The sequence below is a fragment of the Variovorax sp. P1_H2 genome (genome assembly GCF_056405295.1).
The window spans coordinates 1-12,841 of sequence record NZ_JBFUCJ010000154.1 but is presented as its reverse complement, the minus strand read 5'-3'; the positions used below and the strand labels follow the sequence as shown (position 1 = coordinate 12,841).

Annotated in this window: 10 protein-coding genes; 6 read left to right on the top strand and 4 right to left on the bottom strand. The window is 65.8% G+C overall.

All coding sequences use genetic code 11. The annotated features are described in order from the left end of the window. From AC1D2E_RS32055 to AC1D2E_RS32035, 5 genes are all read left to right on the top strand, one after another. Nucleotides 1-537: HemK family protein methyltransferase (locus tag AC1D2E_RS32055; protein WP_478201136.1), on the top strand; the 537-nt coding region annotated here is incomplete at its 5' end. A 27-nt stretch (nt 538-564) separates the two neighbouring features. After that, nucleotides 565-2,601 (top strand): ABC-F family ATP-binding cassette domain-containing protein, encoded by a 2,037-nt coding sequence (locus AC1D2E_RS32050; protein WP_478201135.1) that lies wholly within the window; start codon nt 565-567, stop codon nt 2,599-2,601. Between the two features lie 12 nt (nt 2,602-2,613). Beyond that, on the top strand, nt 2,614-3,210 hold the full coding sequence (locus AC1D2E_RS32045) for a hypothetical protein (RefSeq protein ID WP_478201134.1): 597 nt from the start codon (nt 2,614-2,616) through the stop codon (nt 3,208-3,210). A gap of 205 nt (nt 3,211-3,415) precedes the next feature. Then, entirely contained in the window at nt 3,416-3,646 is a 231-nt protein-coding gene (locus AC1D2E_RS32040) for a hypothetical protein (RefSeq protein ID WP_478174160.1), read from the top strand. A 647-nt stretch (nt 3,647-4,293) separates the two neighbouring features. Continuing rightward, the gene (locus AC1D2E_RS32035; protein WP_478201133.1) at nt 4,294-4,542 is read left to right on the top strand and encodes a hypothetical protein; all 249 of its coding nucleotides are present in this window, start codon (nt 4,294-4,296) and stop codon (nt 4,540-4,542) included. A 24-nt stretch (nt 4,543-4,566) separates the two neighbouring features. On the opposite strand, the gene AC1D2E_RS32030 is transcribed toward AC1D2E_RS32035, so the two are convergent. From AC1D2E_RS32030 to AC1D2E_RS32020, 3 genes are all read right to left on the bottom strand, one after another. Then, on the bottom strand, nt 4,567-4,899 hold the full coding sequence (locus AC1D2E_RS32030) for a hypothetical protein (RefSeq protein ID WP_478201132.1): 333 nt from the start codon (nt 4,897-4,899) through the stop codon (nt 4,567-4,569). A gap of 149 nt (nt 4,900-5,048) precedes the next feature. Next, nucleotides 5,049-5,561, bottom strand: a complete 513-nt coding sequence (locus AC1D2E_RS32025) for a hypothetical protein (RefSeq protein WP_478201131.1) — start codon at nt 5,559-5,561, stop codon at nt 5,049-5,051. Between the two features lie 1,434 nt (nt 5,562-6,995). Beyond that, nucleotides 6,996-7,232: a hypothetical protein gene (locus AC1D2E_RS32020; RefSeq protein WP_478201130.1), complete on the bottom strand. Its 237-nt coding sequence runs from the start codon at nt 7,230-7,232 to the stop codon at nt 6,996-6,998. 420 nt (nt 7,233-7,652) lie between these two features. Between AC1D2E_RS32020 and AC1D2E_RS32015 the strand changes: the two genes are divergently transcribed. After that, nucleotides 7,653-9,155 carry a tyrosine-type recombinase/integrase gene (locus AC1D2E_RS32015; RefSeq protein WP_478201129.1) on the top strand — a complete coding sequence of 501 codons (1,503 nt, stop codon included), beginning with the start codon at nt 7,653-7,655 and terminating at the stop codon, nt 9,153-9,155. Between the two features lie 213 nt (nt 9,156-9,368). Here AC1D2E_RS32015 and AC1D2E_RS32010 read toward each other — a convergent pair whose 3' ends face one another. Then, nucleotides 9,369-12,797, bottom strand: a complete 3,429-nt coding sequence (locus tag AC1D2E_RS32010) for a hypothetical protein (RefSeq protein WP_478201128.1) — start codon at nt 12,795-12,797, stop codon at nt 9,369-9,371. Nucleotides 12,798-12,841: the final 44 nt, after the last annotated feature.

Below are 12,841 nucleotides of genomic sequence, written 5' to 3'. Positions count from 1 at the left end.
GCCGACGGCAGCATCGATCCCTGGCTGGGCCCGCACACGCGCCGGGTGCTCGACCTGTGCACCGGCAACGGCAGCCTCGCGGTGCTTGCGGCGCTGACCTATCCGGACGTCAGCGTCGACGCCGCCGACCTGTCGACCACGGCGCTCGAGGTAGCCGCCATCAACGTCACGCGCCACCAGCTCGACGATCGCATCAGGCTCATCGAGTCGGACGGGCTTGCGAGCGTGGATGGCCCCTACGACCTGATTCTCTGCAATCCACCCTACGTCAACGCGACCAGCATGGACGCGCTGCCGGCGGAATACCGCGCCGAGCCCGAACTGGCCCTGGCCGGCGGGGCCGATGGCATGGATTTCATTCGCCGGGTGCTCGCCGACGCCCCGGCCCGCATGAGCGACTCCGCCGTGCTGGTGCTTGAAATCGGCAACGAGCGCGCGCACTTCGAGGCTGCCTTCCCGCAGCTCGAGGTGGTGTGGCTCGCCACCAGCGCGGGCGAAGACCAGGTGCTGCTGGTCGCGCGCGAATCCCTCCTCTGACCTGCCCGCCAACCGGCGGGCACCGAAATGATCACTCTCAAGAACGTCATCCTGCGCCGCAGCGCCAAAGTGCTGCTCGACGGCGCCAGCGTCACCATCAACCCCGGCGAGAAGGTCGGCCTGGTTGGACGCAACGGCGCGGGCAAGTCCACGCTGTTCGCCCTCTTCAACGGCACGCTGCACGAAGACGGCGGCGACTTCTCTTGCCCCAAGCAATGGCGCATGGCGCAAGTCGCGCAGAACATGCCCGAGACCGACGAACCCGCCACCGACTTCGTGGTCGGCGGCGACACCCGGCTGGTCGAACTGCGCGAGTTGCTGGCCCGGGCCGAAGCCGGCCACGAAGCCGACCCCGACGACCACGACATGGGCATGGCGCTGGCGCATGCCTACACCGACCTGGCCGACGCTGGCGAGCACGACGCAGTGCCGCGTGCCCAGTCGCTGATCCTGGGGCTCGGCTTCAAGGCCCACGAACTCGACCAACCCGTCAACAGCTTCTCGGGCGGCTGGCGCATGCGGCTGCAACTCGCGCGCGCGCTGATGTGCCCGAGCGACCTGCTGCTGCTCGACGAACCCACCAACCACCTGGACCTGGACGCGCTGGTCTGGCTGGAGGCCTGGCTGCAGAAGTACGCCGGCACCATGATCGTGATCAGCCATGACCGCGAGTTCCTCGATGCCGTGACCGACGTCACCCTGCACATCGAACATGCGAAGCTGACGCGCTACGGCGGCAACTACAGCGCCTTCGAGACCCTGCGCGCGCAGCAGCTGGAGCTGCAGCAATCGGCCTTCGCCAAGCAGCAGGACAAGATCGCCCACCTGCAGAAGTTCATCGACCGCTTCAAGGCCAAGGCCAGCAAGGCCAAGCAGGCGCAGAGCCGGGTCAAGGCGCTCGAACGCATGGAGAAGGTCGCGCCGCTGCTGGCCGAAGCCGACTTCACCTTCGAATTCAAGGAACCGGGCAACATCCCGAATCCGATGCTGTCGATCAGCGATGCGAGTTTCGGCTATCGGGTCGAGGGCGAGGCGCCGAAGACCATTCTGCGCGGCGTCAACCGCTCGGTGCTGGCCGGCCAGCGTATCGGCATCCTGGGTGCCAACGGCCAGGGCAAGTCGACGCTGGTGAAGACCATCGCCCGGGAAATGGGCGCACTGGCCGGCACCGTCACCGAAGGCAAGGGACTCAACATCGGCTACTTCGCCCAGCAGGAACTCGACGTGCTGCGGCCGCAGGACACGCCGCTCGAGCACATGGTGCGGGTGGCGCGAGAACTCGGCGCCAACGCCAAGGAGCGCACCGGCGAGCAGGACCTGCGCGGCTTCCTCGGCAGCTTCAACTTCAGCGGCGACATGGTCAAGCAGGCGGTCGGCACCATGAGCGGCGGCGAAAAGGCGCGCCTGGTGCTGGCCATGATGGTCTGGCAGCGCCCCAACCTGTTGCTGCTCGACGAGCCCACCAACCACCTGGACCTCGCCACCCGCGAGGCGCTGGCCGTGGCGCTCAACGAGTTCGAGGGCACGCTGATGCTGGTGAGCCACGACCGCGCGCTGCTGCGCTCGGTGTGCGACGAGTTCTGGCTGGTCGGCCGCGGCGTGGTCACCGATTTCGACGGCGACCTGGACGACTACCAGCGCTACCTGCTGGACGAAGCCAAGCGGCTGCGCGAGGAGGCCAAGGTGGCGAACCGGGATGCCGCGACGGCCAGTGCGGCCGAAGTCGTCGCGCGACCCGCCGAAGCCGCGGTCGCCAGCGCGCCGGCGCCCCGGCTAGCCGATGCCGCCCCGGCCGCCAGGAACCAGCGCAAGCAGGACGCCCAGGAACGGCAGCAGCGCAGCGAGCAAGCCAAGCCGCTGAAGCGCGAACTGGCGCAGGTCGACCAGCAGCTGGCCGCCGCGAGCAGCGAGAAGGCCGCACTCGAAGAACGGCTGGCCCAGGCCCTGCCGGCCCCGGAAATCGCCGAAGCCGGCAAGCGGCTGAAGACACTCGGCGACGAGATCGCGCGCCTCGAAGAGCGCTGGCTGGCCCTGTCGGACCAACTGGAAACGCTCGCCGCCTGATAATGCGGCGGAATGTCTTCCGCCATCGAGCTCGCCCAAGGCGATCCCCAGCTGATCGAGGCCATCCGGCGCAGCCGCCGTCTGCTCGGCCGCAAGGCGCTGATGGCGGCTGCGGTCGGCGCCGTGCCGCTGCCGGGCATCGACTGGGCGGCCGACGCCGCCTTGCTGGCCCGCGTGGTGCCGCAGATCAGCACTGAATTCGGCCTTTCCGTGACCCAGGTCGAGCGCATGGCGCCGCACGAGCGCGAACGCATACGCAAAGCCGCCGCCGCCGTCGGGGCGTTGCTGGTCGGGCGGCTGGTCACGCGCGAACTGCTCGTCACGCTGGCCCGCCATGCGGGCGTCAAGCTGACCGCCAGCCAGGCGGCCCGATTCGTTCCCCTCGCAGGCCAAGTGGTTTCTGCCACGCTCAGTTATGCAGCGCTGCGGTCCCTGGGCGAGTTGCACATCAAGGACTGCGTGCGGGTGGCGCACAGCGTCCGGCATCGGCTTCAGGCGCCTGCCAGCGCCGCCGAGACCGCCACGCAGCCCATCCGCAGCGAGCCGGCTTCGCCGCCCGCGCGCCCTTCGAGGCTGGTGAACGCCTGGAATCGGCTGCGTCTTCGCTGAATTTCGAATACCAAAGCACCAACAAACTTGCTACCCAAACACACTGTTGGCGTACCACGACAAAGGACCGGGGGCAACAGCGCGTGGGGGGAGGATAATGGCGAAACTCACACAGTCGATGGCTGGGTGAGCGCAGGGTGAGTCCAGAGGAAGATCGGGATCAAACCAAGGTCGTTTCCGCACGACTGGTTCGGAGGAGCGGAAGATGAACGAGAAAGACCTCGCAGCATCGGTCGAACGGCTCATGGCCCGGGTCGACTACTACCTGCATTGCGAGTTGGACGAAGAATACGACCACGACCGGCCGGAGACAGCGCGCCGCCTGCTCGAAGCAGCCCTGCGCCAGGAACTGATTCGCGCCAGTGCGGTGGGCCTGGTCTCGGCGATGGCCGGATCCCGCCATTCGGCCTCGATCGACGGCGACGAAGCCGGTTGACCCCTCCCACAGAAAAAGGCCGTCTCGAACTTCAGCGACTGCTGATGGAACCCGAGTCCCAGACCCTGCCAGCGGGCCGACCCGAGAGCTTGCTTCTCAATCGCTGCTCCGCGATGGCGAGCCGCGCGAACAGATGCAGTTCGGCGTCCGTGGGCCCAGGCCCCGAAGCCTCGACATAGCGTCGAAAAGCGAAAACGATTCGATTCTGGGCCGCCTCTCTGACGCGAGACGCCGCCATCCAGGCCAGTTGCGCGCCGTCGCTCGCATGCAGAGCCACCGAAGTGGTCCGCCTTGTGGCCCGCCGTCGTTGCGAGGACAGTGTGGTCCGACGCCCCATCCGCCTCACGAGTTTGTTGCCTTTGACAATCTTTGACATGAGCCCTCCTTCGAGGTGGACCTGCTCAACAGGCATCCGATGGCCAACTGTCGCGATCTCGAATCGCCGGYTTGCCCCTCTGCGAAACAGCACACTTCGCAAGGTAAAAATGTAATACTTTCACATTCGAAAAGTGTCTGGCTTTGTAACCAAATGGACGCTGACCAGGCCAGGCTCGCGGCTGAAAGTCCCGATAGGTCCGCGTCGGTCCCGCAGGCCTATTGTCGGGCGTCCGTGTGGGCGTCCCCCACGAATACGAATGGAGAAGGCCATGGCACTCGAGGGCATGCACCGCGAATTGCTGGGCCACCTGCGAGCGAAGGGCGCGCTGCCATCGCTGGTCGATGACTGGGAAAGCGCATGGGCCGACGCACTGGCTTGTCCAGGGGAACTGCTGCCTTGTCCGCAGTGCTTTCTCGACGGCCAGACGTCCAGGCTCGAGCCGCTCCATCGACAAGGCCATATCGGCCAGGCACGGTGCCGTCAATGTCGTACGGTGTTTCTCTACTCCGACGGTTGAGGGGAGTCCGGCCCCTGGGCCAAATCACGGTGACCCGTACGCATCCTCGAGCGCCGAGCCAGGGGCTCTGCGGGACTCCTGGCGAAGGCTCGTCACCCAAAGCCGAGCGTGGCGCTGCTCGCGGCTTTCGAAGCGCTCCGTGAATCTGCGGACGACGGGACGCTCGATCGCTGCGATCGTCATCCAGTCCGTGGTTCCGAACGACGCCGAGTCGATGCTTCGTTCAACCAGCGCCGGGCGCAGCGTCAGGATCCATTCGACAGGAATGCCCGGGTCCGCATCCATGATCCTCAATGCAATTTTTGCGGCCTTGGGGCTCAGCGTCTGTACTTTGCGAAGGTGAAAGTCCGAGTCCATTTCGTGGCTCCTGAAAGGCTTGGCGTGCGGGCTGGGCCCGACTCTGTGTTGCGGGCGAGGATGTCAATGTATATCAATTCGAAACAAATGTGAATTTTTCCCATCTCATGCACATCGCGCTCCACGGTCACGGATGCCACGCCCCACTGTCATGCGGCGATTCGATATTTCGGATGGGTTCGGCGCAGCACAGAGGTCGGCATCGTGATGCCCCCCCGGTCGGCCTTTCTAACGCCCGGCTGCACCGCCGCCGGGTCCACCGCCACCACCACCGGCAGAGCCACCGCCACCCGCTCCAGCACCGGTGCCGCCACCTGTACCGCCACTCCCACCGGCTCCACCACCGGCTCCGGCTCCGGCTCCGGCACCGGCTCCACCACTACCGGCCCCAGTCCCGGCCCCGGCCCCGGCTCCAGCCCCAGCCCCAGCCCCGGCCCCGGCCCCGGCTCCAGCCCCAGCCCCAGCCCCAGCCCCAGCCCCAGCCCCAGCCCCAGCCCCAGCCCCAGCTCCAGCTCCAGCTCCAGCTCCAGCTCCAGCCCCGGCTCCAGCCCCGGCTCCAGCCCCAGCCCCGGCTCCTGCTCCGCCGCCGGCACCACCGCCACCGCCACCGCCGCCAGCACCTGCTCCACCCCCACCCGAGCCGCCGCCGGCTCCACCACCATCGGCCAAGCTTCCAGGCCCACCGCCGCTCGCCACGGCCGGGGCACGTAACGCAGCGGAAACCGCCCCGCTGGTGCCAGTGTGCGATGCGCCGGTGGCCGCTGATTGCTGCGTCAGCTGGCCCGGCGACTGCGGCGCGCTCAAGCAAACAGCCTCGCCGAAGGGGTTGTAACGATCACACGGCAGATTGCCTGCGGCTCGGGGCTCTATGGCCGAGCGAACCACCTGCGAGGTCTCAGCGGGCCTCGTTCCCACCGGCGCAGCCTCAACGGCCACCGATGGGAGAAGCACTCGGGGATCGATCTCGATCTTGTTCACCGTCTCTCGTCTCGGCTCGCGCCTCCTCGGAGTCGACGCAGCGACCTGATCGCGCCGCCGAACGCCTGACGCCTGCTTGGGTACAGCCCGTTCCGGGCTGGCCAACGCTTCAACCCTTGTCACTTCTTGCGTCGCAGGCTTTCCCGTTGGATCCGAGCGAGCGACAGCTTGCTGTTCCGGATCGGACGGAGACGCGGGTTCGCTCGTCGTCGCAGAGACCGCGTTCTCCGGCCCCTCCTGGGGCTCGGGTGCGGGCGCGGCCTGCAGTAACACGGCCGACGAATCCGACGAACTCGGGATTGGCAGCCCCGAATTCGCCGGCACATCCTGGGCCTCGGGCGCCGTCTGAGACAGCAGTTGCTGCGAACCCGGGACCGGCGGCTCGCGGACCGAGCGACTCGAATACCAGTACACGAAGGTCCCGGACAACAGCAGAAGGCAGAGCAACAGCAACACCAGCGAAATGTCGACCCCCGGAGGCAGCGCGAGCCACGCGGCAGGCTTCGGTTCGGCCTTCTGGAGCGGTGCGCGTGGAAGCCCCTGCACCGCCTTTTCCGGCAGGGACACGGCCAAGTCCGCGTGCGTGTCGGGCAAGGTAGAGACGAAGGCTGCAGCATCGAAACGCAGGCCCGAGAATTTGCCGGCGCAACCATGGCAGTATCTGGCGCGGTCCTTGTTGGGCGTGTGGCACGAATCGCAGTACTTCGTCATTGCCGGGCTCCTGCGGAACTGCGCTCCCAGTCACCGCGCCGAGATGCGCCGAGTCGCCGGGACCGGCACCTCTTCGGGTCGGCAGGCAGTCATTGCGTCGAGACGCCGGGACCGTCGCCTGGGCGCGCCACCGCGCCGCGTCCGGCACGGCGATGGCGCTGAATCCCGACTCACTGAGCTCGCTTCTCGCGTCGCGGTTGCCCTAGACATCACTCTCCCCCGGTGATTGTGACGAGTTCACATTGAACGCCTTTCTCACAATTGGAGGGTGACGTTCTCGTAAGTCGGGGGCTTAAGAAGTTGTTTCTTTAGCAACAAAAAGCAACAAAACCTGCTTGGCATCGAACACATCGAGACGGTGACGCAGGACCATGAGCAAGCCTGCTCAGGGCTGGTTGGACGAGATTTCAGTAATCCTCGGTCGCCAACCAGCCGGCCAAAGCCTCTCTGCCCTTCGCCGTGATGGCAAGCACCCGGGCGGGCTTCTGGCTTACTTCGCCTTGCGGAAGGTGGTCAGGCGGAGGGAGAAAAGCCATGACCAACCCGGCGGCGCGCAACATGCGGACATTGTCGATCTCAGCTATGTCGTAGACGTCGAAGGGCAGTTCGCGCTCTGCAATCCGGCGTAGGCAATCCATGGGCATACGAGGGCTCCTTTCATCGGTGCAGGTCAAGTGTCGCCCCGTCACCTTTTGCCGATCAAGGCTGAGGCCCTGTCAAGGCTGAGCTTTTGAGGGGGCGCGCCTCAGGTTCGTGACCACGAGGCGACAGGCAAGAAAAAGCCGCCGAAGCGGGCAAGACCTTAGGGGGTTGGGCCTGAAAACAAAAAAGCCCACTATCGAATTGACAGCAGGCTTTTGGGTCTCGACACGGGTTTCGGTGGTAGGACGTACAAGATTCGAACTTGTGACCAACGGATTAAAAGACAGCACCATCGTTGTTTTTAGACGTTCCCCGTTGTTCAACATGCATCAAAATTATTGAGGCATATCAACAACTTACGGCAGTTTGTTGTTTCAGGTTGTGCCACAATGTCAAGCATCGTGCCAAACCCAGATCGCGACATGGATCGCGACACGATCTGCCCCATGATGCCTTCAAAACAGCCCTCCGCCATCCTCCGCCGCAGCGCGCCAGTTGCCCTCACCACCGCGACCATTCGCAACCTGAAGCCGGGCAAGATGCTCGCCGACGGTGCCGTCCGGCCCGGGTACGGATCACTCAAAGCGCGGCGTCGCATTGCCGCCAACGACCGCAGCGTCATCGAGTTCATCTTCGTGTATCAGCGCGAGGGCAAGACGCGCACGCAGACGCTCGGCCGTTTCAGCAGCGCCGAGGCCGAGGGGCACCTGACCCTGACCCAGGCCCGCACGGAGGCGACGCGCCTGCAGGCCACCATTAAAGGCGGCGAAGACCCGCTGGCGCAGCGCGAGATTGCGCGCCAGGAGGCGAAGATTCAGCAGGCGGCCGCGATCGCCCAGGTACGCGAAGCCGACAAGAACACGCTGGCGGCCTTGTGCGACACCTACGTCGCCAGCCTGCGCGAACGCAAGAAGGACGCGAGCGCCTACGACGTCGAGAACCTGTTCGGCAATCACGTCAAAGCGGCGTTTCCTGACCTCGCCGCCCTCCCCGCATCGGCCATCACGCCCGAGCACGTCTCGCGCATCCTGACGCGGTTGGTCGGACCCCACGTGGAGCACAAGAAAGGCCGCACAGCGCTGAAACTTCGCAGCTTCCTTGCCGCCGCGTTCCGACTCGGCCTCGGCGCTGCGATCGATCCGATGGCCGCCGCTGCTGCATCCAGCTTCGGCCTGACCACGAACCCGGCAGCGGCCGTGCCGTCGACCGCGATGGCGCAGAAGTTCAACCGCGCAAGCGCCCGCGTGCTTTCGATCGACGAACTTCGCACGTATCTCGCCTACGTCGCAGCGCACCCATCGACCCTGACGCGGCTTGCCTTGATGCTCCAGATCGCGACCGGCGGCCAGCGCGTGCAGCAGCTTCTGCGCATCGAGCACGCCCACATCCACGCGGGCGAGACGCTGACGCTGTTCGACCCCAAGGGCCGGCGCGCGCAGCCCCGCCCCCATGTCCTGCCGATCGTGCCCGAGGTCAAGGAAATCCTCGATGAGCTTGCCGTGATCAATCATGAGGGCGCCCTGTTCCACAGCCGCGATGCTGTGGTGCGCCCCGAGACGCTTTCCGAGGCCGTGCTCCAGATCAGCGACACCATGAACCACGAGGGCAGCGCCTCGGCGCCGTTTCGCGGCGGCGACATCCGCCGGACCGTGGAAACCATCTTGGCCGAACGCCTGGGCATCAGCAAGGACACGCGCGCGCAACTTCTGAGCCACGGCCTCAGCGGCGTGCAGGATGCCCACTATGACAAGGGGCTTCACCTGCAAGCGAAGACGCACGCGCTGCGCCTCTGGAACGACTTCATCGCGGACTTGGCGATCGAGGCCGTCGACAAGACCAAGCAAACAGCATTGGTGGTCGGCGTTGACAGCGGCAGCGATGGCAGCGGCGCGACGGCGACGGCGGCGGGGGCGATGGCTGCATAGCAGCGCAGCGACCCACACAAGCGCGAATAAGTGCGTGTCGTGACAGCACACTTCGCTTACTCCGTTAGTGGCGCCCGCAAGGCGTTTCAAGCTCGCTTCGTGCGAGCTTTTTTTTGCCTTGGCCCCGCCATGGTGGTTACGCCTTGGGCGTGAGGAGCCCAACGTCATAGCAGCCCATCTGAGGGAGGCCGCACAACGGGCCACCCATGGCCGTCAGTATCGCCCGGAGGAGGCTCGTGCGAAGGACGCCTCGTCGCTGCGCAGAAGCGTGACCCTGCGGAGTGCATGGACCATGACGGGCAGCGGACCAGCTACCGCCTCGATCTGGGCAAGCCCAGAAGTAGTGACGCTGACGTACACGCCTTCGCCCCACACTAAGTCGTCCTCGACATCCACGGGTCCGCCGTCGCGCCACCAAACGACCCTTGCCACGACCTCGCTTGATCGGCCCAGGTAGACCAGCCAATTGTCCGGGTGGGTACGCCAGCCAAGCCGCCTCATCCATAACGGGCATACGATGAGCTGATGGCGTGGCACTTCTGGCATGTTCCTGCTGGAAAACGCGCGCACGATCGTCGGCGCCAGTTCGTCAGTCAAGGCGCGGAATCCATTGGCCCACTTGGCTTCTGGCAAGAGGTCAACCCAACCAGCGAAATCCTCTTGATCGCCAACCTCCAAGAACGGGGCGCTGATCCGTTTGGCCGTGTATAGGGCCTGGCGGGCCTTGTAGATCTCAAACGTGAAGATTTCTGCGATCACCTTCTCACCGGGCAAGGCCAGCGGGAAGACGTCGCTCTCAACACTTTGAATCCACTTTTCCGCGGTGTCCCTGTCCGGCCAGCTGGCGTCGTCGAGAGAAGGCCTTGAAACGAACAGCGGCCTTGACGCCGGCACAATCAGTGGCAGCGTTGGCGCCGGGAAGCTCATCAAATGCAAGAGGAACGGCACCTCGTGCGCCTCGATCATTCCGGCACGCCGCATCTCGCCTGCGACCTGGCGCAAGGCGCGGGCGGCCCCCATGACGTGGGGCTTCCAGAAGAGCATCCGCATGTCCAGTCGGCGCAGGTCGGCCTGAACCTTGTCGGTGGCCGTCTTGCCGTAGACGGCCAGCCCGCCCCATTGCTCAATGAACATCCTGGCTCGGTGTCGTATGTGCGCTGGCGTCACGCCCTGCCGAGCCAGGGCGTTGACCAGCTCAGGAAACATCGCGGTCCACCCCAGGTGGTTTTCGACGCGCATCGCGCCGGAGTCGTGGTCGGCCAGATCTGGCGACTCGAAGCCTTCGTCCTCGTCTTCCAGAATGAGGTCATAGAACGCCGGCAGCGCGATTCGGGTCATCGATGTCGGGCGACCCCAGCGGCTCGACATCATCGCCGCAGCCTCCGCCACCGCATAGTCGGGATGGTTCACCAGGGCAGCCACGGTGTCGCCTAATGCGGTCGACAGCGTCTCCCGCTTGTCCCGCAACAGCAGTTGCATGGCTTCCGCAGGTTCGTCCGCATCGCCCGCCAGCAGTGCGCGGACAAGGTGCGCGAAGATCGCCTGACCGCCCGGAATCCCATTGACTCGCTGCGCGCCAACGTGCACGTGCCGCTGCAGTTCCGACAATGGGATCGCCAGGGCCCACCGGAAGATCGCCGCGATCGTCTCCTCGTCAGTCATCGCCGGCTCCGCCGCATCAAACGACTGGCCGATGGCGTGCTCGCGGGTTGTGGCGAGTTGCTCGGCCAACTCTTCCCACACCGCGGCCCAATCAGGCACTTGCACGATCACCGGCAGGATGTCCTCAATCTCCAGGATGACGGAGGTGATTGATTCCCGGCCTGCCGCCAGCGAGCCGATGAAGTTTTCGTAGGCCTGCGGGTGGATGCCGGCGCCTTCCAATTTCACGCGGGCCCTGAAGTAGCGCAGCGTGCCGCCGCCTGTCCATGTGGTCCAGGTGGCCTGCTCGTCGGGTAGCGCCTCGTATTGGGCCACGAGCTTCCGGGCATAGTCCGTGTGTCCGGCATCGAGGGCCAAGTCGACCAATAGGAACCGCGAGCGGGATTCCTTCTGCAGCACCGGCCAGTGCTCGAAGATCTCGCGGGCCGCTTCAAACCCGGCGGCCGGAGCCAGCCGATCGAACGCGCGTGGGGCCTCGTAGCCCGGCCCTTTGGGGTCGCTCTCGTGCTCGAACGCGGCCTTCAATTCGGCGAGGGTCGTGAGCGCGTCGTACTTCATTGCTGTGTACGTGTGTCGCGGAGCCGGCGATTCGGCCTTCCACCGCGCCAGCGCATCGTTCAGTGCTGTGCTGGCGTGGCCCCGATTGCGTGCGGCAGCGCTCAACTTTTGCAGCAGGGTGCTGCGCTCGTGGGCCCGGCTCTCCGCCTCGATGGCCGCTCGTAGCATGTCGACCAGCACGGCGGCGTCGCCTTCCGTCGCAGCGGCGACGGCCGCTTCGACGAATTCGCCCAGGTGGCTCTCGCGAAAAGACGGCTCCATATAGAAAGGCAAAGCCAGCGAACACCATGCGATTCCGCACGCCATCGCCAAGTCCGGCCGGCGCTGGACCACGCCGAGCAGCAGCGCATCCACGAGATTGGGCCAGCCGATCACTCCGCGATGCGACAGCATGCGGGCGACGGTTAGGCCCATGGCCGCATCGTGCATGGTTGCCTCGGCGACCAGTGCAGCGGCGATGCGGCAGGCCGCCGAGCTGCCTTCGGTGTCCATCATGCCATCCACTTGGCGCATCAGAAAGGCAACACGCTCACCGCGGCGGGCCGGGTCTGCCGTGTTGGCGTGCGCCAGCAAGTCCATCCAGGTGGCGTACTGAGGGTCCTTCTTCGGAGCGAGGGCGTACCCCAGACTTTGCGCGTGCACTTGGTCCAGCAGCGCGCGGGCGCGTGAATGATTGCCAACCTGTGCGAACGCAATCGCCAGGAGCGCCAGGCCATCTAGCTGCTCACTGGGCGTGTTTTCCCTCAGCGCTTCGACCAGCGGCTCCAACCTGCGCGACCCCTCTTCCGAGTCGCCGTTGGCCCGGTAAATCGCGACCGCGACCTCCCTTCGCAGATTGGCGCGAATACCGTTGCCTTCGGCCGGCACTTCGAACACGCGGTCGAACTCGGCCAGCACGAGCGCGAACTCCTCCTTGCCGCATAGCGATCCGGTTTGGATCAGCGCCTGGCCCAAGACAGGTGCGGCGACAACAATCTGCTGCATCGCGAAGAACTCGTCGCTTCCTCCAGGCTTTGCTCGGGCGAGATACGTGAGCACCCCGCGCGTCGCACGCGCGACCTCGCCTCGGGCGATGGCGTCGGCGTTGGCGAGGACCCTGCCTAGCAATGTGCCGACGGCATTGGCATGCACCTGCAGGGGCCGCAGCACGGCCCGTTTCGAAAGTGCCACGTCGGCCACCGGACGGCCGAGCCGCGTGGCGAGCTGGGCATGCTCCATCACTGCGCGAGTCATGTGCGCGGGCGCGCCGTCGTCGTACGCGTTGTCCGCGTCGGAGATCGAAGGCACGCTTAGGCCATCAAAGATCGCGCGCGCCATGTCCATCTCGCCCGCGCCCGCCGCGACAAGGGCCGCGTCGCGGCGCCAGACGTTCGGAACGTGCACGAACATCTCGTGTGCAGTCGCTTGGCGCAGCAGTGCCATGGCCAGCGCACGCGAATTCTGCTTGTATGCGCAAAGGCCAGCGT

What these genes read in the sequence shown, in the direction of transcription:
- AC1D2E_RS32045 (WP_478201134.1), top strand. Translation starts at nt 2,614, where the DNA reads ATGTCTTCCGCCATCGAGCTCGCCCAAGGCGATCCCCAGCTGATCGAG.
- AC1D2E_RS32015 (WP_478201129.1), top strand. Translation starts at nt 7,653, where the DNA reads ATGGATCGCGACACGATCTGCCCCATGATGCCTTCAAAACAGCCCTCC.
- AC1D2E_RS32040 (WP_478174160.1), top strand. Translation starts at nt 3,416, where the DNA reads ATGAACGAGAAAGACCTCGCAGCATCGGTCGAACGGCTCATGGCCCGG.
- AC1D2E_RS32030 (WP_478201132.1), bottom strand. Translation starts at nt 4,899, where the DNA reads ATGGACTCGGACTTTCACCTTCGCAAAGTACAGACGCTGAGCCCCAAG.
- AC1D2E_RS32010 (WP_478201128.1), bottom strand. Translation starts at nt 12,797, where the DNA reads ATGGCACTGCTGCGCCAAGCGACTGCACACGAGATGTTCGTGCACGTT.
- AC1D2E_RS32035 (WP_478201133.1), top strand. Translation starts at nt 4,294, where the DNA reads ATGGCACTCGAGGGCATGCACCGCGAATTGCTGGGCCACCTGCGAGCG.
- AC1D2E_RS32020 (WP_478201130.1), bottom strand. Translation starts at nt 7,232, where the DNA reads ATGCCCATGGATTGCCTACGCCGGATTGCAGAGCGCGAACTGCCCTTC.
- AC1D2E_RS32025 (WP_478201131.1), bottom strand. Translation starts at nt 5,561, where the DNA reads ATGGTGGTGGAGCCGGCGGCGGCTCGGGTGGGGGTGGAGCAGGTGCTG.
- AC1D2E_RS32050 (WP_478201135.1), top strand. Translation starts at nt 565, where the DNA reads ATGATCACTCTCAAGAACGTCATCCTGCGCCGCAGCGCCAAAGTGCTG.